General features: G+C 49.2%; 16 protein-coding genes. 15 read left to right on the forward strand and 1 reads right to left on the reverse strand.

What is annotated here, in order from left to right:
• Nucleotides 1-134 precede the first annotated feature (134 nt).
• Both SCB77_RS03750 and SCB77_RS03755 read left to right on the forward strand, forming a co-directional pair.
• On the forward strand, nt 135-3,422 hold the full coding sequence (locus tag SCB77_RS03750) for a SusC/RagA family TonB-linked outer membrane protein (RefSeq protein ID WP_320185088.1): 3,288 nt from the start codon (nt 135-137) through the stop codon (nt 3,420-3,422).
• A gap of 33 nt (nt 3,423-3,455) precedes the next feature.
• A complete protein-coding gene (locus SCB77_RS03755) occupies nt 3,456-5,462 on the forward strand; it encodes a RagB/SusD family nutrient uptake outer membrane protein (RefSeq protein WP_320185089.1) in 2,007 nt (668 codons plus the stop codon).
• 86 nt (nt 5,463-5,548) lie between these two features.
• On the opposite strand, the gene SCB77_RS03760 is transcribed toward SCB77_RS03755, so the two are convergent.
• Nucleotides 5,549-6,958 (reverse strand): sulfatase family protein, encoded by a 1,410-nt coding sequence (locus tag SCB77_RS03760; RefSeq protein ID WP_320185090.1) that lies wholly within the window; start codon nt 6,956-6,958, stop codon nt 5,549-5,551.
• Nucleotides 6,959-7,508: 550 nt separating this feature from the next.
• Between SCB77_RS03760 and SCB77_RS03765 the strand changes: the two genes are divergently transcribed.
• The 13 genes from SCB77_RS03765 (at nt 7,509) to SCB77_RS03825 (ending at nt 25,402) form a co-directional block, all read left to right on the forward strand.
• Nucleotides 7,509-10,784, forward strand: a complete 3,276-nt coding sequence (locus tag SCB77_RS03765) for a SusC/RagA family TonB-linked outer membrane protein (protein WP_320185091.1) — start codon at nt 7,509-7,511, stop codon at nt 10,782-10,784.
• A 1-nt stretch (nt 10,785) separates the two neighbouring features.
• Nucleotides 10,786-12,771, forward strand: a complete 1,986-nt coding sequence (locus SCB77_RS03770) for a RagB/SusD family nutrient uptake outer membrane protein (protein WP_320185092.1) — start codon at nt 10,786-10,788, stop codon at nt 12,769-12,771.
• A gap of 35 nt (nt 12,772-12,806) precedes the next feature.
• Nucleotides 12,807-14,006, forward strand: a complete 1,200-nt coding sequence (locus SCB77_RS03775) for a DUF5000 domain-containing lipoprotein (RefSeq protein WP_320185093.1) — start codon at nt 12,807-12,809, stop codon at nt 14,004-14,006.
• A 43-nt stretch (nt 14,007-14,049) separates the two neighbouring features.
• On the forward strand, nt 14,050-15,198 hold the full coding sequence (locus tag SCB77_RS03780; protein ID WP_320185094.1) for a DUF4998 domain-containing protein: 1,149 nt from the start codon (nt 14,050-14,052) through the stop codon (nt 15,196-15,198).
• A 39-nt stretch (nt 15,199-15,237) separates the two neighbouring features.
• The gene (locus tag SCB77_RS03785) at nt 15,238-16,740 is read left to right on the forward strand and encodes a family 43 glycosylhydrolase (protein WP_320185095.1); all 1,503 of its coding nucleotides are present in this window, start codon (nt 15,238-15,240) and stop codon (nt 16,738-16,740) included.
• A 174-nt stretch (nt 16,741-16,914) separates the two neighbouring features.
• Entirely contained in the window at nt 16,915-17,706 is a 792-nt protein-coding gene (locus tag SCB77_RS03790; protein WP_320185096.1) for a response regulator transcription factor, read from the forward strand.
• A 117-nt stretch (nt 17,707-17,823) separates the two neighbouring features.
• Complete coding sequence (locus SCB77_RS03795; protein WP_320185097.1) at nt 17,824-18,810, forward strand: endo alpha-1,4 polygalactosaminidase; 987 nt, start codon at nt 17,824-17,826, stop codon at nt 18,808-18,810.
• Between the two features lie 141 nt (nt 18,811-18,951).
• Nucleotides 18,952-20,166, forward strand: coding sequence for an enolase C-terminal domain-like protein (locus SCB77_RS03800; protein ID WP_320185098.1), 1,215 nt, complete (start codon nt 18,952-18,954; stop codon nt 20,164-20,166).
• A gap of 108 nt (nt 20,167-20,274) precedes the next feature.
• Nucleotides 20,275-20,907: a Pr6Pr family membrane protein gene (locus SCB77_RS03805; protein ID WP_320185099.1), complete on the forward strand. Its 633-nt coding sequence runs from the start codon at nt 20,275-20,277 to the stop codon at nt 20,905-20,907.
• Between the two features lie 98 nt (nt 20,908-21,005).
• Entirely contained in the window at nt 21,006-21,368 is a 363-nt protein-coding gene (locus SCB77_RS03810; RefSeq protein WP_320185100.1) for a hypothetical protein, read from the forward strand.
• A gap of 102 nt (nt 21,369-21,470) precedes the next feature.
• Nucleotides 21,471-22,325, forward strand: a complete 855-nt coding sequence (locus SCB77_RS03815) for a DUF3347 domain-containing protein (RefSeq protein WP_320185101.1) — start codon at nt 21,471-21,473, stop codon at nt 22,323-22,325.
• Between the two features lie 10 nt (nt 22,326-22,335).
• The gene (locus SCB77_RS03820) at nt 22,336-24,597 is read left to right on the forward strand and encodes a multicopper oxidase domain-containing protein (RefSeq protein ID WP_320185102.1); all 2,262 of its coding nucleotides are present in this window, start codon (nt 22,336-22,338) and stop codon (nt 24,595-24,597) included.
• A gap of 97 nt (nt 24,598-24,694) precedes the next feature.
• Entirely contained in the window at nt 24,695-25,402 is a 708-nt protein-coding gene (locus tag SCB77_RS03825; RefSeq protein WP_320185103.1) for a hypothetical protein, read from the forward strand.
• Nucleotides 25,403-25,460: the final 58 nt, after the last annotated feature.

Here is a 25,460-nt window from a genome sequence, read left to right on the forward strand (position 1 = left end):
CCGGAGAAGCAGCTGTTGACGCATAACACAAAACCAAAGAGAGGGAAACCATGTAAACAAAAATCACATACCTCGCGGTTGCCCGCGGACTTGACTAGCATAACCCTAATTTAAGAACATCAAAACATAAACCTATGATAAACACGTACATGCTTCGGCATACCAGTAAACTCGTGCGATTAAAAACGCTCGTTTTATTGCTATGCTGCTACCTCATCCCGGTGCAGGTGGATGCTCAAGAGGCTTCCATAAGCGGCACCGTAACCGATGCGACAACCGGAACGCCCATACAGGGCGCCGTGGTCAAAATACAGCAGAGCGACGCCGCGACAAGCAGCGACCTCAATGGGAAATTCGCTATACAGGCTCCCCGAAATGCGATATTACTCATATCTTCCATAGGCTATAGCAGCCAAACGATTCCGTTGGAGAACAGGACCACCCTTCAAATTGCGCTCACACCGACCAATGAATCTCTGGATGAAGTCGTCGTCGTCGGCTATGGAGCTATGCAGAAAAAAGACCTTACAGGCTCTATCATCCAAATCCGTCCCGACAAAATTGCCAATGAAAACCCGAAGACCGTGCAGGATATCCTTCGCGGCACGCCAGGAATTCGAGTAGGCTACAACGCTTCAGCAAAAGGTGGCGGCGGCATCAACGTTCGTGGGCAGCGCTCCGTGTTTGATGCCGGTGGACGCAATAGTCCACTGCTTATTCTCGATGGTATGCCCTTCTATGGCGAACTGTCCGAAATCAATCCCGACGACATTGAGCAAATCGACGTACTCAAAGATGCTTCGGCAGCAGCCATCTACGGATCAAAATCAGCTTCCGGTGTCATCATTATCAGTACGAAAAAAGGAAAACAAGGGAAGCCCGTCATCAACATGACCACAAATATCGGCACCACAACGCTCGCCAATTTCCGGGAGCGCTTCAGTGTCGAAGGTTACCTTCAACATCGCGAAGACTGGTTAACGAAAAACACCTATGGCGTTAACCCCGAAACGGGAGCCTATGAGGCCTACCAAGCGGGTAGCTATACCGATAGACCCGGCTATTTTATGCGCCCCGATCGACTACCTTCCTCCGTTGCTTTGGAAGATTGGCGGGGTTACGACCAAAACGTTGGCGATCAGTCCGATCTTAGCATCTGGGCACGCAGGTTAGGATTTAACGGCAATATACTGCAGAATTTTCTAGATGGCAAGACGGTGGATTGGCGCGACCATACCTACCGGAATGGTTTCGATCAGGATTACAACATCAGCGTAAGCGGTGCTAGTGAACGCAGCAACTACTACCTATCTATGGGGTATTTGCAAAATCAAGGCGCCGAAGTGAGCGACGCCTACCGCGCCATACGCGCCAATATGAAGGTGGATACCAAAGTGACCAGCTGGTTTGAGGTAGGAGCAAATATTAACTTCCAAGATCGGTCGGATGGCAATATCGGCATTGATCTCGATCAATCCATGCGTAACAGTCCTTTTGCGGATTATGCCGACGAAATGGGGAATCCTACGCAGTTTCCTTTAAGCCCAGAATATAGCCAACGTGGTTACAACTACGATTTCCAGCGCCAATACCTCGAGCTTGACAAAGGATACACGGTGTTGAACAGCATACTTTATGCTAAAATTAAGTTGCCTTTCAATATCAGCTATTCCTTCAATGCTTCACCTCGTTTTCAGTTTTTCTACGATCGCTACTTTATGTCAGCGGAGCTACCGGGTTCTAATCCCGCAACACGTGGAGCAAACCGGGAACAGGCCAAACGCTTGGATTGGTCGTTGAACAATACCATCAGCTGGGATAAAACCTTTGCCGATAAGCACCGTTTTACCGTAACGCTCGTTCAAGAAGCCGAAGAACTACGCTTATGGCGCGATCGTATTGAAGCACGCAATATTTTACCCTCCGACGCCTTAGGATTTCACAATGTAGGCTACGGTTCCAAGCAGGATAGTAATTTCTCCAATGAAGATACGCAAGAAACAGCCGATGCACTTTTAGCTCGCCTCTTCTATTCCTATGACGACCGCTATCTCTTGACCACCTCCATCCGTCGTGATGGATCCTCCGCTTTTGGCACATCCAATCCGTATGCTACCTTCCGTTCCATATCAGGTGCATGGGTATTCAGCAATGAAAATTTCTTCAAATGGAAGCATATCATGAGCAGCGGTAAACTGCGTCTTTCCTATGGCGAGAATGGAAACCGTGCCCTTGGCAACCCCTACTTTGCCTTGGCCAACCTTTCGGCAGGTGGCGGTAAGATGCATGGGTACATCAACAGTTCTGGCGATTTATCACTCTACCGCTATCTGATGATGGATCGATTAGCCAATCCCAACTTACGCTGGGAGAAAACAGACTCTTGGAATGTAGGTCTTGACTTCGGTCTATTTAACGATCGGATCTCCGGTACGTTTGAATACTACAAAACCATTACGCAGGACATGATTATGAACGAGCGCCTACCTAGCTTCACCGGGTTTCAGGGTATTGCAACAAACTTAGGTCGTGTAGATAACAGTGGGATTGAGCTAGCGCTAAACACCGTCAACATCCGCAAGGATAATTTTCAATGGTCGACCACCCTTGGCTTCTCTTACAATAAAAACACCATCAAAAACCTCTATTACGACTATGAGGATGTCCTAGACGAACAGGGCAATGTGGTAGGTCAGAAAGAAGCCGATGACTTGCAGAACAACTGGTTTATCGGCCAACCAATAGGTGTTATCTGGAACTACCGGGTTACCGGCATTTGGCAGGCCAATGAAGTCGAGGAAGCCGCTCGTTACGGACAAAAACCGGGCGATCCCAAGGTGGCTAACAACTACACAGGCGATGATGTTGTCAATGCAGACGGTTCTGTAACCCATGTGTACAACAATTTTGACAAAGAGTTTCTCGGACAAAGCATAGCGCCCTACCACTGGTCGTTCCGCAACGAATTTGTGCTGTGGAAAAACTTGAATCTTTCTTTCAATATCTATTCCTACATGGGCCACAAAAGCCTATTTGGCGACTACCTCAACAACGACGATGACGGTGGGCGTATGCAATATGGGATGGCTAATTTACCTTATAAAGAATACTGGACGCCAGACAATCCAACAAACGAATATGGTCGTATCGAAGCCGCTGGTCCTACTGGCGCCGCCTCTGCCGGAAAACTCTACGATCGTTCCTTTATCCGACTTGAAAACATTTCGGTGGGCTACACGCTACCGCAGGCATGGACATCTCGCTGGCAGCTCAACCGTGTCAAAATATTCGGAACAATCAGGAATGTAGCCACTTGGGCAAAGGATTGGGAATATGGCGATCCGGAGGCCAATCCGGCGTTTGATCAAGGTGGAGGTTTATCCACTCGACTGTACAATCTCGGTCTTAATCTTGTTTTTTAATCCTTTACAGGATAATATGTATTAAATGATTTGATGATGAAATTAAAAAAAATAAACACCATATCCTTCGCACTGCTAATGGGCGGTATGCTTGCCGCCAGCAGCTGTAGCAAAGACTTCCTTACCCCAAAGCCACTCTCGTTTTACGAGCCTAACGCCACCTTCACCACCGAAGCGGGATTGATGTCGGCCATGGCCATCTCTGATCGGCACCTCAAGTTGTATTGGGCGACGGATCATAACGAGATGCTTACGCTTGGAACCGAATATATCTTCTCCGAGCTGATGGTTGCCGGTGCCACCGATAAGCGCAACATGCTCTGCGACATCGCTAATATGTTGACGCCAACAAGCGAAACCTCCTACCAAAACCTCGACCGTACCAACAGTATCTGGTATTTGTGGGAAGAAACGTACAAAGGCATTATGTTTGCCAACACCATTATCCATTATGTAGATGGGGTGCAGGAACTTGATGAAGCAACGAAGAATGTGTACAAAGGAAGAGCGTATTTCCATCGTGCATTCCGCTACATGGCACTCGTGTTTCAATTTGGGGACGTGCCGCTAGTCGCTAGCCTGTTGGAATCTCCAAAACAAAACTACCGTAGTACAAAACGCGACGCCATCCTACAGATGATTACCCGCGATATGGAGCTTGCGGTAGAATGGGTACCCAATCAAAGTGAAATCGGTTTAGTAGGCATGGTCAACAAAGGAGCCTGTCGCATGCTGCTCGCCAAATGCTACTTAGCCATAGGTGAATATGCAAAAGCAAAAGAGCAGACCGACATCTTGATCAATGAATCGGGCTACGCGTTAATGCAAGATAACTTCGGCACCTTCAACGATGGCGGTGAAGCGCAAACATGGCCTATTACGCGCAATGTGATCTGGGATTTACATCGACCCGAAAACAAATTGATTGCCAGCAACCGCGAAGTCATCATGGGTCTGCCTAATCGGGGTGCCGAAGCGGAATCGTTCGTCAAAATGCTAACCATGCGCATCCTCTATCCTTTTGTATTTGATAATCGTATACAAACCAAAGACGGTAAGCAGGCTCTGTTAAACATTCGACGCAACACCGCCAACTACAATGCAAGCTATGACTATATGCGCGCTTTCGGACGCGGTATTGCTACCTTCAGGCCTACCAGCTTTCAAACCAAGAACCTGTGGCGTGTCAATGGAATGATGGATGCCACTGACCTACGCCATAGCTCGGCTAGTGGAAACTGGATACGTATGGAAGACTACAAAGTAAACAACCGCGAGTCATCCGAATTTGGAAAGCCACTTACCCTATTCAATCCCGATAACGATCGCCTTCTTTGTAGCGATACTATCCGTCGCTGGTTTGATGTACCCCATTACAAGTTTTATTTGGATGATCCCGTTAGTGAGGCTAACATCGTCGGATCCGATGGGCATCGCGGCGCCACCAATGGTGCCGTCGCCGACTGGTACCTCTACCGTCTTCCGGAAGCCTACCTGCTCCGCGCCGAAGCAAAATATTACCTAAACCCGGGCGATGCAACGATTAAAGACGACCTCAATATCATCCGTCAACGTGCCCAATGTACGCAGCTCTATCAAGGCGCCGTCACTATTGGCGACATCATGAACGAGCGCGCACGCGAGCTGTATTGGGAAGAATGGCGTAATGTAGAGCTGAAGCGCGTATCCCTATGCCTTGCCCGCAGCGGCAGACCAGACGAATGGGGAAACACCTACAACTTGGAAACATTCGATAAACAAACCGGCACCGATAACCAAGGTGGAAGCTACTGGTACCAACGTATCGTGCATTACAGCATGTACAATAAAGGCCCTATATCCATCAACTCGACCGGTAACAACAATCCGAACTACACCATGGATAAGAAGAACATGTACTGGCCCATTCCAGAAGCAGCCATTACCGGTAACAAACGTGGACAGCTCAGCCAAAACTTTGGCTACAACGGCTACAACGCCGCTACGCCAAAATGGGAAACCTGGGAAGAGGCTGTAGCCGACGAAAATATAACCGAATAAGTAACGCAAACACAAAAAAAACAGGCGCTCTACCTAAGAAAAAGGTAAAGCGCCTGTTTGTTAAACGGGAATGCTTTCTTTAATTATCAAAAAGGTTTATCCATCGCCACCCCGCTATCCTGCTGTTGTTCCATCCATTTTTTCAAGGCCCGCTCCATTGTTCCAATCCTTTTCTTATACCTTTGCTGATCCGCCAAATTGTTCAATTCATTGGGATCTTCTTGCAGGTCATAGAATTCAAGTCGGGGATGTTTCACAATTCTATCCGCCAAGAAACGCGCCTTTTCATCTGTTGCCGCCCGCTGCCGCCAAGAGCTAAACACCTGCCCTTTATTATTCGTGTTGGTCATGTATTTGATGTGGTAATCCTCCTCGGCCAGCAAGTTCCAGATCAACTTGTAACGTTTATCCCGTATGCTACGCATCGGGAATGCCGGTCCTTCCGGGATATTGTTGTGTATGCCAAAGGCAAATTTACGATGCTGCCCTTCTTTACCATCGATCAAAGCCCGAAAACTACGGCCATCCAAGTCCTTATCCGGTGTTCCGCCAGCAATATCGATCAAGGTCGGCGTGATATCCTCATACTGCAACAGCGCATCCGTTTGCCGGCCAGCAGGAATTGCCTTGGGCCATCGGATAATCATGGAGCTCCGTTGTCCATTGTCATACAGCGTCCATTTTCCTCCCGGAAACTGCGGTCCCTGTTCGCCCAAGAAAATAACCAGCGTATTATCCAATTGATTTTTTGATTCCAATAAAGCCAATACATCCCCCACCTGATCGTCCAGCCGCTGCACTTCGGCCAAGTAACGCGCAAATTGACGCCGTGTGGGCTCTGTATCCACCCAATGTGCGGGCAATTTCAACGTTGCCGGATCAAACGCATCGGCATTACCTACCGTCCACGGCGCGTGTGGGTTGCAGCTCATCACAAATAAGCAGAAGGGCTCTTCCTCTTGCATAAACTGCGCAACACTATCCAAAAAGTAATCATCCGTCTCGGCTACACAATTCGTTTCAAAACCGGGCACAATCGTAAATGGAAACGTGCGTCGTGGCTTGGTCATATGGTCCTTCCCCGTCAACGCCACGCGGTAGCCCAGATCGCCTAGGTAATGGGCAATGCTTTTCAGATCCGCGTGAACAGGCTTATGGTTTTGGTAAGCACCATGCCTTGCAGGATAAAGTCCTGTAAAGAGCGAGGCGCGCGTAGGCACACACATCGCTTCCGAGGCAATCAGGTTGTCGAACTTCAGTCCTTCCTTTGCTAAGCGGTCAATATGTGTTGTTTTCAAGTTCTGTCCGCCGTAACAGCTTAGCTGTCTACTGTCCAGATCATCCGCCATAATTACGACGATATTGGGACGTACTGCAGATTGTTGCCCTGCGGCTGGCGACTGGGCGAAGGCCGGCAGACGGCAGCAACAAATAAGCAAAGCAAGGGTTGAAAATCCGTAGACCAGAAAGCATTTTTTTAAAAGATTGAAGCACATAGGCGGTTTATTTTTGGGTAAATTGAAACAAAATAAGCTGCTCGAAAAAGGTAGAAGCCCCTCCCACAAGCCCATCAAAAATAATGATAAGCACAAGAATTACACGCTGTTAAACCGAAAACAGTCTCGATTAATCAAGTTTGAGACAAATTGACCAACAATTGATACGCTAAGGTAATTTTATATTGCTCGTATTGAGGATATTTGTTCTATAAAATAACGAGCTACCAGATTATAAAACGTGAAGAGACTGTCTAAAAAGTAAGGCAGGAATACTGTTCGATAAAGCGAAAGAATGATGTTCTTTCAGATTTCCTGTTCTTTTCAGCAGCTCCTATGACCATGATAAAAAGCATATAAACCTATGTACAAAACATATTAAAAAATAAGTAAAGCGTTACCGAACTAACCGATCCGTAAGCAGGTTCATCTTTACTTCCGCAGTCCCACAAAACTGGCGGAACGGATCAATCTATGCCTAAAAAAAGGGAAATGAATATACGCTAACAGCGCTAAGAATAACCACGATTATAAATCTAACAGTACAACCATGCGTAAAACCGATTTAAAACGTAAAGCAAAAAACCACAGCCCCACAAAGGTCATCACAGTGGCCAAAGTAGTCTGCCTGCTGCCTGTCCTGTACCTCGCAGAGGTCAGTGCGCATGCCTACGGCAGTACGATGCCCAGCGAAGCTATGCGAACGACGCCTACTTCCAGCACTTGGCTACAGGATAAAGATATCCGCGGATTGATCAAGGACGACAAAGGCAACATCTTGCCCGGAGTATCCGTCACCTTGAAAAACAAACCCAGCGTAGGTACCACCACCGATTTGAACGGGCGCTATGTACTTAAAGTTCCCCCCGATGCCGTTTTGGTATTTAAGCTAATAGGTTACGGCAGCCAAGAGATCAGCACAAGCAATCGCGATGTGATCGACGTGATCTTGACGGAAGCCGAAAATCTGATTGAGGAAACCGTCGTTACGGCATTCGGACAACGGCAGCGCAAAAACGACCTGATAGGATCCGTTTCCTCGATCAATCCGGAAGAACTTCGCATTCCAAGTAGCAACCTTACCGGAGCCCTGCAAGGGCGCGTCGCTGGTGTGATATCCTTTCAACGTAGTGGCGAACCCGGATTGGATAATGCCGATTTCTTCATCCGCGGCGTAGGAACCTTCGGTGTCAACCAGCGTCCGTTAATCCTGATAGACAACATGGAAGTGTCTACAGATGATCTGGCACGAATACCTGTAGACGACATCGCCAGTTTTTCTATTCTGCGTGATGCTACCGCTTCTGCCGTCTACGGATCGCGGGGAGCAAACGGCGTTATCCTCGTCACCACAAAACTGGGAAAAGAAGGAACGCCCAAGATCACCTTCCGCGCGGAACAGCGACTATCCTCGCCTACGGACATGCCTAAAATTGCCGATCCCGTTACCTTTATGAAAATGCATAACGAAGCGGTGCTCACGCGCGATCCCTTGGCACTCACCCCTTACACCGATGAGAAGATTGCCATGACCGCATCCGGTGCCGATCCTATACAATATCCAGCCGTCGACTGGCTCAGCGAGGTCACGAAGCCCAACACTCGCACCCAAAACTACAACCTCAGCATCTCCGGCGGCGGTCAGGTGGCCAGCTACCTCGTCAGCGGAAACCTGACGCAGGATGATGGGCTGATCCGCGTCAACCCCATCAACAACTTCAACAACAACGTCGATTTCAAAGTGTACAACCTGCGTAGTAACATCAATATCAATGTCACCAAATCGACCCAGTTGATGGTACGTGCTATCGCCAACTACCGCAATTATAGCGGTCCGCCAGAAGGAGGAAGTTCATCGTTCCGTAATGCCCTACGTGCCAATCCGGCACTCTTCCAGCCAGTGTACCAAGTTGGGCCGCAGCAATCATACATACAGCATCCGCTTTTTGGAAATTACGAAGACGGCAGTGGGAATCTATACCTCAATCCCTATGCAAATATCGTTCGCGGCTACTCCGAGTGGTCAGAAAGCAATATGCAGGTACAAATTGAATTGAAGCAAGATCTATCCCAATGGGTGGAGGGCCTTAGCTACCGTGGACTGGCCAATGCTTCGCGTGGAGCCTATATGGAGTACCGCAGGCAGTACAATCCATTTTACTACACCCCCACCTCCATTGATCCGAATACCGGGCAGTATTCCTACCTCAACCTGAATCCCTTGGGCGGAACGGAATACCTGGATTACAGCGACAACGGCAGAGGACAAGAGTCGTTATTTTACATGGAGAATGCGATTAACTATGCCCGCACCTTTCAGGATAAACATAGCGTCACCGGGATGCTCATCTCCACGATCCGAAACCGCATCACGCTACCACGGGATGTGGTCGGCAATGTTATCAACACCTTGCCCTACCGCAATGCCAGTTTCTCTGGAAACTTCACCTACGTGTATGACAACCGCTACCATGCACAATTTACCTTCGGTTACAACGGATCCGAAGTGTTTGCCGAAAACCACCGTTGGGGCTTCTTTCCCTCGGCCGGCGTCGCTTGGACCATCCACAACGAAAAGTTTATGGAACCCGTTCGCGACATATTCAGCACCGCCAGGTTGCGGATGACACACGGCCTAGTGGGTAACGACAATATACATAACACGCGATTTTTCTACCTCTCGCAGGTGGACCTCAACAACAGCCTACGCCGGCACAACTTCGGGGTGAGCACGGGCGACGAGAACTATGGCCGCAACGGGATAAGCATACAGCGCTACGCCAATCCCTACGTCAAATGGGAAGTATCCCAGCAAACCAACTTAGGTATCGATCTAGGTCTTTTCAACGGCAAGTTTACCTTCACCGGAGATATATTCCGACAAATACGACGTGATATCGTGCAGGATCGGGCTGCCCTGCCATCTTCTATGGGGCTAGCCGCTACCGTACTGGCCAATTTAGGTAAATACAAGAGCCAAGGTTTTGATGCCGAGCTGACCTACATGCAAAGCGTTAACCAAAATCTATGGTTTCAAGGTCGAGGTACCTTCACCTTTGCCAAGGGCGAATACCTGTATTATGAAGAGCCCAACTATGAGTATCCCTACCTGACACGTATTGGCACCGACGCCAACCAGCGCAGGGGCTATATCGCCGAAAGATTATTCATAGACGATGAGGAAGTACGCAACAGTCCGCAGCAGCTCTTCGGGCAAATGGTTATGGGCGGCGACATCAAATACTTGGATGTAAATGGCGATGGCGTCATCAACTCCAACGACGTGGTGCCCATCGGGTTTCCGACGACGCCTCAGGTAAACTTCGGCTTCGGCTTGACGACCGGCTACAAAAATGTGGATTTCTCCTTTTTCTTCAGTGGTATGTCACGCACATCCCTGTTTATAAACCCACTATCGTGGGATCCCAACAATGTTAACAACAGCGGCTCGGCACCATTCGGCAGCCAAACAGCGCCTAATGCCGTGTTGCAGGCCTGGGCCGATAGCCACTGGTCTGAAGACAACCGCGACATCTATGCCTTGTGGCCTCGCCTCAGCCAAAATCCGTTGGAAAATAACACCCAAACCAGTACCCATTGGATGCGTAATGGCGCGTTTCTACGCTTAAAGCAGGTAGAACTGTCCTACACCCTCAATTCCGATTTTACGCGTCGCTACAAGATCGAGCGGTTCCGGATTTATGCCAGCGGCACCAACCTGTTTAACCTCAGCGCTTTTGACCTGTGGGATCCCGAAATGGGCGGCGCAGGCTTACGCTACCCTATACAGCGGGTATTCAATCTAGGCCTGCTAATGACGCTATAACATGAAGAAAAAAAATAAAGAAACGATACGTATGAAAAATAGCCTAAAAACATGCCTTCTTTTCGGGCTGTTGCTGCTAGGCAGCTGCAATAAATTTATGGATATCGTGCCCGATAATGTCGCCCAACTCGAGCAGGCGTTCAGCATGCGCACGATGGCCGAACGCTACCTATTCACCTGCTACAGCTGGATTCCTCGAGGCTACTACCTGAGTTCCAATGCCGCTTTGCTTTCGGGCGATGAATTTTGGTTGAACTCCACCAGCAACTTCTCGCAGGGTAACTGGCCCAATTGGTACATCGCTATGGGCGGACAGAACACCAATAGTCCGCTCCTCAATTTTTGGGATGGCAACAACCAGAGTACCGCCGGCGACGAGCAAATATCGCTGTGGCGCGGCATCCGCGATTGCAACATCTTCTTGGAGAATATTCACCGCGTGCCCGACATGGATCCCACGGAAAAAGAACGATGGGCCGCCGAGGTGCAGTTCTTAAAAGTATATTTCCACTACTACCTACTCCGGATGTATGGTCCTATCCCGATTGTGGATGTCAACACGCCAACCTTTGAAGATCCGGCCAACATCAGTTTCGAACGTCAATCCACCGACGAGGTGTTTACCTATATCGTTTCAAAAATCGACAGTGTGATGCCGCTCTTGATGCCCGACCTGCTGTTGCCCGCACAAGAAAATGGACGCGTGACGCAAGTAGTAGCCAAAGCCATGAAAGCCGAAATATTGGTCACGGCAGCCAGCCCATTGTTTAATGGAAATGGAGACTATCCAAGTTATAACAACGCGCAAGGACAGCCGCTGTTCAACGCCAGCTTCAGCGCTGAGAAATGGCGCTTAGCCGCCCAAGCCTGTAAAGAGGCAATCGATGCGGCACACGCTGCCGGCCGATCCCTACAAACCTGGACACCTGCGCCCACCATGGCCAAGGCGCCACAGCAGAGCACCATCTTCCAAATGAACCTGCGCCAAGCCGTAACCGAGCGGCAGAACAATGCGGAAGCCATATGGGTAAACAACCGCAGTTCGGCTGTGCTAGACCACCAAGCGCGCGCCTTCATGCCGCGCAGTATCGATCCAGCACGTATCACCAACCAGTCCATGGGTGGTTACCTCGCGCCAACCTTGAATATGGTCATGAAGTTTTACAGCAAGAATGGCGTGCCCATCGAAGAAGATTTCACTTGGGACTACGCCAAACGTTTCGACCTGCGCAATGTGCCTGTGGGCGAGTCGCCCTACTCCTACAATTTAATCTCCGGATACACCACGGTAGGCCTACATTTCGACCGCGAAAACCGCTTCTATGGCGCACTGTCCTTTGATGGCGGCCGCTACTTTATGAACAATAACAACAACGACTCATTGGCCTACGCCACTAATGCTCGTCCAGGCGGGAATATAGCCGCCACGAACTCGCCTACCCAATATTCAGGCACAGGCTACACCCCTAAAAAACTGGTGAGCTATATGAACACCATTGGCGAGAACAACAACTTCACCACCTACGTCTATCCTTTTACGATGATGCGATTGGGTAATCTATACCTCCTCTACGCCGAGGCGCTCAATGAGATCGATGGTCCTTCTGAGGAAGCATTCACCTATCTTGATGCCATCCGCGAGCGTAGCGGGTTGCGTGGCGTGGTTGAATCTTGGGCCGACTTTTCCATCAATCCCGGTAAACCCAATACACAGGACGGACTACGCGAAATCATCCATCGCGAGCGTACGATCGAGCTGGCCTTCGAGTCGCAGCGCTATTGGGATCTCAGACGTTGGAAAACCGCACAGGCCGAGCTCAATACACCGATCTATGGATGGGATATTCGGCAGATAACCCCACAAACCTATTACCGCAGAGTGGTGATGTACAACCGTACCTTCACCCAGCGCGATTATTTCTGGCCCATTAGCATTGCCGAGATAAGGCGCAATCCAAAGCTTCTGCAAACGCCTCTTTGGCAATAGATCCATCATCCTTTGAACACATTACGATGAATGTTATGAACACGCTAAAAAAAATATTATCATACAGCCTACTCGCTTTGCTGAGCACCCTTGTGATCTCCTGTGAAGACAAGCAGGCACCCGGGCCATCGCGCACCGGTGAAAAACCAGATGCCATCAGCACCTTTCAGGTACGCAGTATTCCAGGAGGAGCCGTCATCAGCTACGACCTACCCAACAACAGGGATCTGCGCTACGTCAAAGCCGTGTATACCCTTGGGGATGGCACCGTACGCGAAAACAAAGCTTCCATTTACCAAAACAGCATTGTTGTTGATGGTTTTGCCCAAGCGGGCGAATACCCAGTGAGCCTTGTCGCGGTTAGTGTCGGCGAAGTGGAGTCCGATCCGAAGCCATTGACCGTAACCACCCTCACACCGCCCTATTTACTGACCTTAGAAACGATTGCCAACGAGGGCAATCTACTGCCTACTTTCGGCGGTATCCGCTTGCACTACGAAAATGCGGTGGAGGCCCCCATCGTGATCCATGTGCTGGCGAAAAATGACAACGGGCAGTGGCAGCGCGCCACTGACCATTATACCAAGCGTGGAGTAGGCATGTTCAACGTACGTGGCTTTGCCGCAGAACCGCGCGAATTTGGGATCTACATTACCGACCGTTGGAACAATCGTTCCGACACCCTAGTGCGTACCTTCCTACCCATATTCGAAGTGATGATGGAAAAGTCTCTCTTCCGGACCTACAACCTACCCAGCGATACCTATGCCGCGCATACCGGATTTCGCTCCACCGAGGTTCTTTGGGATGGCGCCCATCGTGTAGCCTCCACTATTTTGCATACCAAGCCGGGCAGTGGCATACCACAGCATTTCAGCTTTGACATGGGCGTACAGGCCATGCTCAGCCGTTTCGTGATGCACTCGCGCTTAGACCACGAATACCGCTTTAACCATCCGAAAGTTTTTGAGCTCTGGGGTTCCAACGAACCAAACCCCGACGGGAGCTGGGAAACATGGACACAGGTAGGCACCTTTACCTCCATCAAACCTTCGGGCTTGCCACTGGGCGAACAAACTGCCGACGACATTGCCTATGCACGTGCCGGTGAAGAGTTTGACGTCGAGTTGCAACAAGTTCCCTACCGCTATTGGCGCTTTCGTACACTGGATACCTGGGGCGGAAATTCCGATGTTGCTTTGGGTGAACTGACCTTTTATGGAAAAGTAGAATAACAGGAATTGGTATAGCATGCAAACCGCATTTGAATTGAACATTATGAAAACAAAAAAAATATACAGGCACTTCAGCATCTTGGTTCTCAGCATCATCCTATTATGGCGATGTACACCGATAGACTATTACTACAGTGATTACCTAGAAAACGCCGAGAAAGTATATCCCGGGAAGGTCGACTCCATCTCGTTCAAGCCCGGCTACAACCGCGCCGCCATACGATCGCTGATCAGCACAGATGCTAGAATCGTACGGATGAAAATATCCTGGGGATTGAACGGCACGTTTGAGACCCCCATTAACAGTACCGATATTGCGCAGTACAAAGAAATCTTGATCCCCAATATCGATGAAGGCATCTACACCTTTGACATCCGTACCTTCGATAGTGAGGGCAACCAATCCATGCGTGCCGAAGTATTTGGCCGGGTGTATGGCGCAAATTATTCGGCCAACCTCAACAATCGCATTATCGAACAGATCCGCAAGGAGAATCAAGACCTTGTGGTAAACTGGATTCCCGAGTCGGGCGATAGTACGCTGCGTGGAACCGAGATAGCCTACCTCACCCTGTCCGGCGATTCGGCCACGGTATTTACCGAGCCTCTGCTTCATCAAACACGCCTGCCCAATTACAAACCCGACACGCGGATCAACTATCGTACCTTGTTCAAGCCGAGCTCGCTAGCCATCGATATGTTTTATGCCGCCGAGCAAAATATCGATCCGGTAAGCTACATGCCTACTGAGCGCACGCTACATGCGCGTAGCAGCTGGACCATCGCCGGCTTTAGCTCTGAAGAGCCTGCCAACAATCGGCTGGCCAACCGGGTTATCGACAATGATGTCGCCACATTTTGGATCACACGCTACTCCTCGCAAGCCACCGATTACCCCAACCACTGGATCACTATTGACATGAAAGAAGAGCTGCAGGTGGACGGATTTTTCTTTGCGCAAAAGAATGGCGATAGAAAAATCCGCGAACTGGAGATATTCGCCAGCCAAGATAACCAAACCTTCGAAAGCGTGGGCCGATATAGCTTGGCCGCCATCGACCGTACCTACCAATATGTCGATTTATCGGCACGCAAATCCTTCCGCTACTTCAAGATTGTTCCGCTCAGCGGGCATGATACACAGCGGCAACCGGGTCTCGCAGAGGTGGGCACCTACACCATTGGTAATTAAAAAGCTTCATGATGATTGTTCGTATTAAATTTTTAACAAATGAAAAAGACCATGATTAAACTAGGCTGCGTATTAGCCCTGCTATCCGCTGTTTCATGCGAAAAAATAGGCGATTTTAATAGCGTAAATCCGCAAGAACAGGTTACCCTTGAAGACAGTTTTGTCAACCCCATTTTGCCAAGGGGTGCCGATCCATGGGTGACGCAGAAAAATGGAAAATACTACTTCACCTACACCCAAGGAAGCAAACTGGTGCTCTACGAAACCGACCGCATCTCGGAATTGGCCTTGGCCAAGAGCCACGATGCTTGGATTCCGCCAAGTGGTACAGCATACTCCAAAAACCTGTGGGCTCCCGAGCTGCACGAGATCAATGGTAAGTGGTATATCTATTTCTCTGCAGACAACGGCAGCAATGCCAACCACCGCATGTACGTGGTGGAAAATTCCAACGTCAACCCGATGGAAGGGGAATGGGTTTTTAAGGGAAAGGTGGGCGACTCTAGCAACCAATGGGCGATAGACGGCAGCATCTTACATCACGAGGGAGAGATGTATATGCTATGGTCCGGCGGAAATGCTGGCGCGCCACCACAAAACATCTACATTGCTCGAATGAGTGACCCTTGGACCATCGTTGGCGAGAAGGTCAGCATTGCCACGCCCACCTATCCTTGGGAAAAATTTGGCAATCCCATCAACGAAGGCCCACAAATACTGCATAATCCGGCCGGCGAAGTAGTGGTCGTCTATTCGGGCAGCGGCTACTGGGTGGATAACTATTGCCTAGGGCTACTGCGCCTAGCCAACGGTGGCGACCCGATGAACCCGGCCGATTGGACTAAAAAATCAGAACCGGTATTTTCCATGCTGGCCGAGAGTGGCGCCTATGGGCCGGGGCACAACGGCTTCTTCCAATCGCCAGACGGCAGTGAAGATTGGATTATCTACCATGCACGAAGCATGCCCAACGGCGGCGATAATAATGGTCGAAATGCACGCATACAAGCATTCGACTGGTTAGCTGATGGGACACCAAATTTCGGTGTCCCTACTAAAATTGGACAAGCACGAAAACGTCCGTCCGGCGAGAGGCTCAGGGAAATTTACAAGAAGGAAAACTGGTCCGTATTAGGCTACAGCTCCGAGGAGCTGGTCAATACCCGACTTGCCGACCGACTGATCGACAATGACCTTTCCTCTTATTGGATCACCCGCTACTCTTCCAGCCCTACCAATTACCCCGACCACTGGATATCCATCGATATGCAGCAATCCCTCGATGTGGACGGATTTGTCATCGTACAGAAAAACGGCGATCGCAAAGTCAAAACTTTGGACATTGAAATCAGCACCGATAACCAGTCTTGGGTAAGTTTGGGCGAGTTTGAGCTACAAAATATCGAAGGAAGAACACAGTATCTGCCGCTTGCCAACCGAACGGTGTTCCGCTATTTCAAGCTCATCCCTAAAAGTGGACTCGACAATCAGCTGCAGCCGGGGCTTGCCGAAGCGGGAACCTTCCGGTACAAGGCGCCATAAAACAAGCTGACGCTAACAGGCTACCTAGCACAAAGCCTGTTCTTCTTTAACCACCCGAGCTATTGCATAATAGTGCTGTAGCTCGGGTATAGGCAAAAATCGAGCAGGATAAGCATCTTTATCGTTTGTGTATCGTTAGCACAGCCCATGTCAAACCCTATATCTTCCGGATCTATGCAAACAAGTAAACCTGTAAAATATACCCTGCTGGTTGTGGATGACAACCAAGATATGATCGAGTTTCTAGATGATGTGCTTTCCGATAGGCACCACATCGTCAAGGCGCTAGATGGAGCTGCAGCGATCGATCTTATTGAAAGTACAGCCATTGATCTTATTGTGAGCGATGTGATGATGCCCTTCGTCGATGGTTTCGAACTGTGCCGCCATGTAAAGGGCAGCCTGCAGCTGCAGCATATTCCGTTCATTATGCTTACGGCGAAAAACACATTGCGATCGAAAATTGAAGGACTGGAACATGGCGCAGATGTTTACCTCGAAAAACCCTTTCTACCCGACCTTCTTCTTGCGCAGATCAACAGCCTGCTACGCAACCGCCAAAATATTCGGGTGCATTTTAACCGATCACCACAGTTTTCAGCCAGCAACGAGCAAGCTAACAAGCATGAGCAAGGGTTCTTGAAAAAATTAGATCTTTTTATCCTAGAGAATATTGCGGTGCGCACCCTTTGCGTAGAGCAATTGGCCGACTACATGAACATGAGCAGACCCACCTTGTACCGTAAAGTCAGGCTGCTGTCCAATCTATCGCCCAATGAGCTAATCAACATCACCCGACTAAACAAGGCGGCCGAGCTGCTACGACAGAGCCGCTTCAAGATCTATGAGATCTCCAGCATGGTGGGTTTTAGCTCATCCTCCCATTTTGTACGCAATTTTATTCGCAACTTCCACGTCAGTCCGAAGGCTTATAGAAACGAACATCAGGCCGCAGATAGTTCCTGATGGTAGCGCGCCAAAAGCGTTTCACACTTTTTAACAGGCGGCTTTCGCAAGGTTTATAAAATAAAATTCATCTGCTCACGTTAATGATGCAAATTTGTCCTTAAATCGTGTAAACCCATGTCCGTAAAAAACATAATCCTCCTCTTTCTTTTGGCGTTCACCGCTTGTAAAAAAGACAGTAACAGCCCCGATTCCGAAAATCCAGAAGTTAGCGATTACCGTCAAGCCATGCGCGACTTTGTGCAGGGCATTAGCGCCTACGGTAAACAACTGAAACCGGGCTTTATTATTATTCCGCAGAACGGACTAGATCTCGTTAGCAATAACGGGGAAAGCACGGGCAGTCCCAACACAGCCTATCTTGATGCCATTGATGCCAACGGCCAAGAAGATCTGCTTTACGGCTATGATGAAGATAATGTTGCCACGCCGGCGGCAGAAACCGCGAGGTTACGAGGTCTGCTAAACATGTCTCAACGGGCCGGCAACAGCATACTGGTGATCGACTATTGCTGGGACAGCCAAAAAATGAGCCGATCTTACCAAGAGCATGCCGCAGCGGGATACCTTTCCTTCGCTGCAGACGAACGGTCGCTAAACAATATCCCGAGTTTTCCAGCGAAGATACAAGGCGAAAACGCCAACAATATTACGAACATGGCGCAGGCCAAGAATTTTCTATACCTCATCAATCCCGAGAAGTACAACAGCAAGGCTGCTTTTATCGCTGCTGTGCGCGCCAGCAATTACGACTTGCTCATCATGGATCTTTTCCTTTCTGATGAGGCCTTCACGAAAGACGAAATCCAACAGCTGCAGGTAAAAGCCAATGGTGGGAAACGACTCGTGATCTGCTACATGTCCATCGGCGAAGCCGAAGACTACCGCTACTATTGGCAGTCTAGCTGGAACAGCAACAAACCCACATGGTTGGATCAAGAAAATCCAGATTGGAAAGGAAATTTTAAGGTAAAATACTGGAACAGCACCTGGCAAAATATTATCTACGGACAGGAAAACTCGTATACAAAGCGGATTATCGACGCCGGATTTGATGGTGTTTATCTCGATATCATCGATGCATTTGAGTATTACGAGCGTTAGGAAAACTGCGGCTTTTCACGAATAATAATTCTGCTCAACCGGTTTTTCAACTAAAATAAGTATATTGGCATCAATAACAGTTAAACGTTTTTGCTAATCTTGTGGTTTCACCATCAACCGAGCCACAACAATAAACCACTTATGAGGAGAAGAACATTCCTACATGCCTTAAACCTAGGCATCGCATCGACCGCTTTAGCGCACACCAAGCTAATGGGTATGCCCTTTGATTTGGATTTATCTACAGCCGCTGATAAAGAGCTCGACTATCATCGGATAAAAGACATCCGTTTTTCCACGGTACAGCTAAATTATCCGCGCCTCGTTGGTAAAAATGCGCGATTGGATCTGCATGGCCATGGCCCACGGGTAGAGATCTGTGTGCTATACACCGATCAGGGCGCCACGGGCTGGGCATCGCTACGCGGATCACGCAAGGAAGCCGAGCCCATTGCTAAAGCGATGATCGGCAAGAAAGTAAGCGAGCTTTTCCAGCGACAGATTGGTATCACGGACGCCCAGTATATACCCTTCGATATCGCCCTACACGATCTGGCAGGCGTTATCCTGCAGAAACCGGTATATGCCCTACTGGGACAGAAGCGGCCAATCATTAGCGATTGCTACAGCGGCATGCTTTATTTTGATGATCTGGAGCCCAGCGACAAGCCTGCAGGCATCGACAAGGTATTGGAAGAATGCCGAGACGATTATGCCATGGGCTACCGCCAGTTTAAGCTGAAGATCGGGCGTGGCCATAAATGGATGCCTGCCGATGCCGGCTTACAGCGCGACATCGATGTCACCAAGGCTGTAGCCAAAGCCTTTCCCGATTGCGAGATACTGGTGGATGGTAACAACGGATTTACGGTAGACCGCTTTATCCAATACCTACAAGGGATTGCCGGTGTCAAGCTTTTCTGGATCGAGGAACCCTTTCACGAAACCGAAGCCGACTACAGCAAACTGCGCCAATGGCTAAAAAGCGAAGGCATAACCACCTTGTTGGCCGATGGCGAGGCCGACCCTAATCAGCAACAGCTGCGGCAGCTTTTCGAGAAAAAACTACTCGATGTACACCTCACGGATATCGAGGGGCTAGGCTTCACCAATTGGCGCAAGCTGATGCCCGAGTTAAAGCAACTTGGTGCGCAAGCATCGCCTCATGCTTGGGGCTCTCTACTCAAAACTTACTATACCGCCCATTTGGCCGGCGGATTAGGCAACACTGTCACCATTGAGGGCGTGAGCAGTACCTCTGATGATGTTGACCTATCAAGCTACCGTTTGGAAAAAGGCAAATTAATTCCAGCGAGTGGACACGGCTTCGGCATGAAGCTACTCAAGCAAGTGTAACAATAGAGCGACTCGTACGGGCTGTCGACAACTTTTTCGACAGCCATTACGAGTACAACCTGTTAGAATTATTTGTACATTTAGCGGTAATCTACTTGTGCTAAGAAAATGGTCTATTCAAAAAAAATCGCCCTCCTAGGAGCCTGCCTGACTTGGTTTGCGCTCGTCGTCCAATTTGTCATTATGTTGCTTCATCGGGAGGTTTCCCTAGTCGAGTCCTTGGTTCGTTTTTTTAGCTATTTCACCATTCTTACCAATATTCTGGTTGCACTATATTTCACAGCTGTAGGCTGGCCAAAACCTATACGCGCACTACACTTTATTCAAAACCACAGTGCCGCTACGGCAATCTGCACGTTTATACTCACCGTGGGTATCGTCTACCAAACGGTTCTGAGAAACCTGTGGCAGCCACAAGGCATACATTTCGTTGTCGATCAATTGCTGCATGGCATTGTCCCACTTTTTATGTTGGGGCATTGGTTGCTTATTATTCGCAGTGGTAAAATCGAGTCCGGCCGCGTGTACCGCTGGCTATGGTATCCTATTCTCTACCTGCTATTTGCGCTTACCCGTGGTTATTTCTCCGGTTTCTACCCCTATCCTTTTCTGAATATCGAAGAAATCGGTTTCGGCATAACCTTAATCAATGTTGCCTTGATATCCTTTGGTACTATCGTGATGCTAGCCTTGCTCATTACCCTAGGCAAGTGGGTTCAGAAAGGATTGAAAACACAATAGTCTGCGCTATCAAACTTAACGCCGATGTCAGATTTTCCCGTTCACCCCAGTTCGCAATACAGCATATTACTAAAAATAACTACCTTTGTTTAACAGAGATGCTACAACGCTTGGTTTACATATGGATTGTGCTGCTAGGGATATCCTTTTATCCCCTAGATGTTGCCGCTTGCCAAGAGGCAGCGCACGAAGCATCCATGGCCTGCTGCGCAGAGCAACATACCGCTGCCGATAGCGAGAAAGATTGCTGCGCTAAAACAAAAAAGAATAGCCATCCCGATGATTGCGAACAAGATGCATCCTGCCATTGCCCCGTCATGAAGATGCCGATGCATATGTTAGCTTTTTCCCTGCGAGATCTTGACGTGGACGTACCTTCATTAAATCACGATGCGTCCCGGCCGGTACATATTCCCCAATCGGGATTTACCCATATTTGGTTGCCGCCTAAAATAGCTTAAAATTAATATCGCCTAGCCATAGGTGTGTCCTGTCGTGTGCTAAAAAAGCAAACACCAAAGATTAACATATTATTTTATCCATTTTTATTTTAAGCAAAAACCATGAAATCATATACATTAGTAGGTCTATTAGCCCTTTCAATATCCGTTAACAGCGCTATGGCGCAAATTAAAAACAGCAAATTGCTTACCGTGCAGATCAGCGGAAACTGCGGCATGTGCAAATCCACTATCGAGAAAGCAGGCGATGTGGCCAATGAATCTTTAGTCGTTTGGAATAGTAAAACCAACGAAGCGACCCTAACCTACGATAGCAACAAAACATCTGAAGATGCCATTTTAAAACGCATTGCACTTGCCGGATACGACAATGAACGCTATTTGGCGCCGGAGGAAACCTACGCCGCCTTGCACAGCTGCTGCCAATATGATCGCACACTACAGGCCGAAGAAGCAGGCCGCAAGCCAGCCGAGAACCAAAGCCAAGGAGATAGCGGTGAGCAGCATACGGCTCACGAAGCAACAGCGAGCAGCTCGGTTAGCAGCCTGCTAACGCCCTATCTAGGCCTAAAAGATGCCCTGATTGCAGGCGATAGCAAGGCCGCCAATGAAGCCACGAAGAAATTCGACCAAGCCTTGACGGCACTGCAGGCTGCGAACTTCAGCAAGGAAGAAAAAGCGGTGTGGGCTAATGAACAAAAGAAACTGCAGCAAGCAACTGCAGGCATCACGGCAGGAAAATCCATTGACGCACAGCGTCAGGCATTCGACAAGCTGTCCCGTTCACTTTACACCGTGCTCAAAGCGTCCAAAACATCGGACAAGCTTTACTATCAGCATTGCCCGATGTATCAGGACGGCAAAGGCGCCTATTGGATAAGCCGCGAAGCAGGGATCAAAAACCCCTACTATGGAGCGCAGATGCTAAGCTGTGGAAAAACGGTAGAAACCCTGTAAACGCTTCTCCATGTCATTACGCATTTATCGCGCAAGTTTTCTTGCGCTGTTGCTCCTCGTGCTCGGATTTTCCGTGCGGGGGCAGCAGACGGTTCGGTATGAGCTTTACGTCCGCGATACCCTGGTTCACTTTGCGGGAAAAGAAAAACGTGCCATTGCGGTCAACGGACAATTGCCCATGCCCACCCTAACGTTCACGGAAGGCGATACCGCAGAAATTGTTGTGCACAACCAGCTGCGGGAGAGCACCTCCCTGCATTGGCATGGCGTGTGGCTGCCCAACAAAGAAGACGGGGTACCCCATCTCACGCAGCAGCCGATTGCCTCCGGCAAAACGCATACCTATCGCTTCCCCATCATCCAAAATGGCAGTTACTGGTACCATAGCCATTCGGGGCTGCAGGAGCAAATTGGCATGTATGGTTCCATGGTTTTTCATAAGCGCAAGGACGACCCCAGCTTCAGAAAGGGTATCGATGATATCCCTAGCTTATCCTTGCTGATAAGTGAATGGACCAACCTTCGTCCGCATACGGTAGACCGCATGCTGCATACCGGCAACGATTGGTTCAGCATCCAGAAAAACACGGTACAAAGCTATGCCGAGGCCATACAAGCCAAACATTTCAAAACCAAACTCCGTAACGAGTGGAAGCGTATGGAAGCCATGGACGTCAGCGACGTGTATTACGAAAAGTTTCTGATCAATGGCCTAGCCGAACAGCAGCTAGCCTCGTTCAAAGCGGGCGATAAAGTCCGCCTACGCATAGCCAATGCCGGAGCATCCAGCTACTTTTGGCTTACCTATGCCGGTGGAAAGATCAGGGTTGTGGCCAACGATGGCAATGATGTAGAGCCAGTGGAAGTAGACCGCCTACTGATTGGCGTTTCCGAAACATATGATATCCTGCTGGAAATTCCTGCGCAAAACACTGCCTATGAGCTGCTGGCTACCGCCGAAGACCGCACCGGCTCGTCCTCCTTTTTCCTCGGAGCCGGTAGGCGACAACTGACGGCGCGCCTGCCCCGCCTCCAATATTTCGAGGGCATGAAGATGATGAACGATATGATGAAGATGAACGGCGACATGCACGATATGGGCATGCAGATGAGCCTGCAGCAGATGGACATGAATGCCGTGATGTATCCCGAATTAAAGGACGAGGCGTCCACATCCGCAAGTGATGCGCATCATGCAGCAGCATCAAGCCCCCATGAAAAGCATGAGGGCCATGCACAACATGCGCCCCAACAAAAAGACAAGGTGACGTTAAATTACGGGATGCTGCGCGCCACGAGCCCCACTACGCTAGATAGCGCCGCAACGGTAAAAAATCTACGCTTCGAGCTTACCGGCAATATGAACCGCTATGTATGGAGCATGGACAACCGCGTGCTCTCCGAAACAGACAAGATACCGATCAAAAAAGGTGAAGTTTTACGCATCGTACTGTACAACAACTCCATGATGCGGCACCCCATGCATCTGCATGGTTTTGACTTCCGGGTGCTGAATAAAAATGGCGACTACGCACCCCTGAAAAATGTCTTGGACATTATGCCGATGGAAACCGACACCATTGAATTCGCTGCCAACCGAGACGGCGATTGGTTTTTCCATTGCCATATCCTTTACCATATGATGGCCGGCATGAACCGCGTATTTGCTGTGGGCGATTATCAAAACCCGTTGCTGCCCAACAGAGAAAAGGCATACAGCGCTTTGCAAAAGGAAAGCAACATGTGGCACTTTATGGCCGATAACGACTTTGCCAGTAACGGCAATGATGGATCGGCCATGCTGCAAAATGCCCGTTGGAGTGTAGGAACGGAATGGCGACTGGGCTACAACAACATGCACGGCTATGAAGTGGAGACCCATGTAGGGCGATACATCGGCAAGATGCAGTGGTTGATGCCCTTTGTAGGCTTCGATTGGCGGTACCGCAAGCTGGGCATGGATCAGCACGAGACCAACATCTTCGGGCAGACCAATAAGAAAGACAGTCGGCAAGCAGTGAGCGTCGGAGCCATGTACACCCTACCGTTCCTGATCAACGTGCAAGCCGAGGTTTACCATGATGGTATCGTACGCTTAGCGCTTATGCGTGAAGACATCCCGATTTCCAGAAGACTGCGAGGCGGCTTTATGTGGAATACCGATCGGGAATATATGGTCGATCTGCGCTATATCCTCCATAAAAATATGGGCGTCCGCACGCATTACGATAGCGACATGGGATTTGGCGTAGGCTTGGCCTTGAATTATTAAAAATCTTAAGAATTGTTAAAAACCATAGCGCCCAGAAACGAAAATAAGCGCATAGCCGTTAATTAAAGATACGATGATGTCTAATAATAATACAGCTATGCGACTATTTTCTATTTACATGCTATTCCTAAGCAGCCTGACGCTGATCTCCTGTCAAGAGGATGAATCCACATTTTTAGATCCCGTAGAAGTCAACGATGATTTCAGTTCATCGATGATGGATTGGAGCGGTGATTTTGCAGACTACCCCTCCGAAGGAGATACCGATTTCGAGCTCAGTATCTCGCACGAAGCCTTGCCGGCACCGCTCGATCAGTCAAAAAACGGCATCCGCATATCGGGCAATAACCGTAGTGATGATCTTTTTATGTTCATTAAGAAAAAAGTCGATGGCCTAAAGGCCAACCAACGCTATCGCGTTCGTTTCACTGTAAATTTTGCATCCAATGCCGCGTCCAATCAGGTGGGCGTGGGTGGTGCACCGGGCGAGAGTGTCTATGTAGGTGCTGGCTTCAGTGTCGTTGAGCCTATGAAAACGATAGACTCCACCGACAACTACTACCGTATGAATATCGACAAAATGCAGCAATCACAAGATGGTGCAAGCATGAAAGTCATTGGCGATATTGCCAACGGCACGGAAGAGAACAACTATGTGCTCATCAGCCGAACGGGAGAATTTACAGGGCAGGCCGATGAAAATGGCAGCGTTTGGCTGATTGTAGGGACAGATTCGGGCTTTGAAAGTGTGACCACGCTCTACTATACCGGCATAAAGGCAGTTTTTCAAGAAATGACCAACTAGCCTCCGAGGCTATCATCAACAAAAAAAGGTCTCCACGAATGGCCACAGGCACATTCGG

This window comes from Sphingobacterium bambusae, from assembly GCF_033955345.1.
GTDB lineage: Bacteria > Bacteroidota > Bacteroidia > Sphingobacteriales > Sphingobacteriaceae > Sphingobacterium > Sphingobacterium bambusae.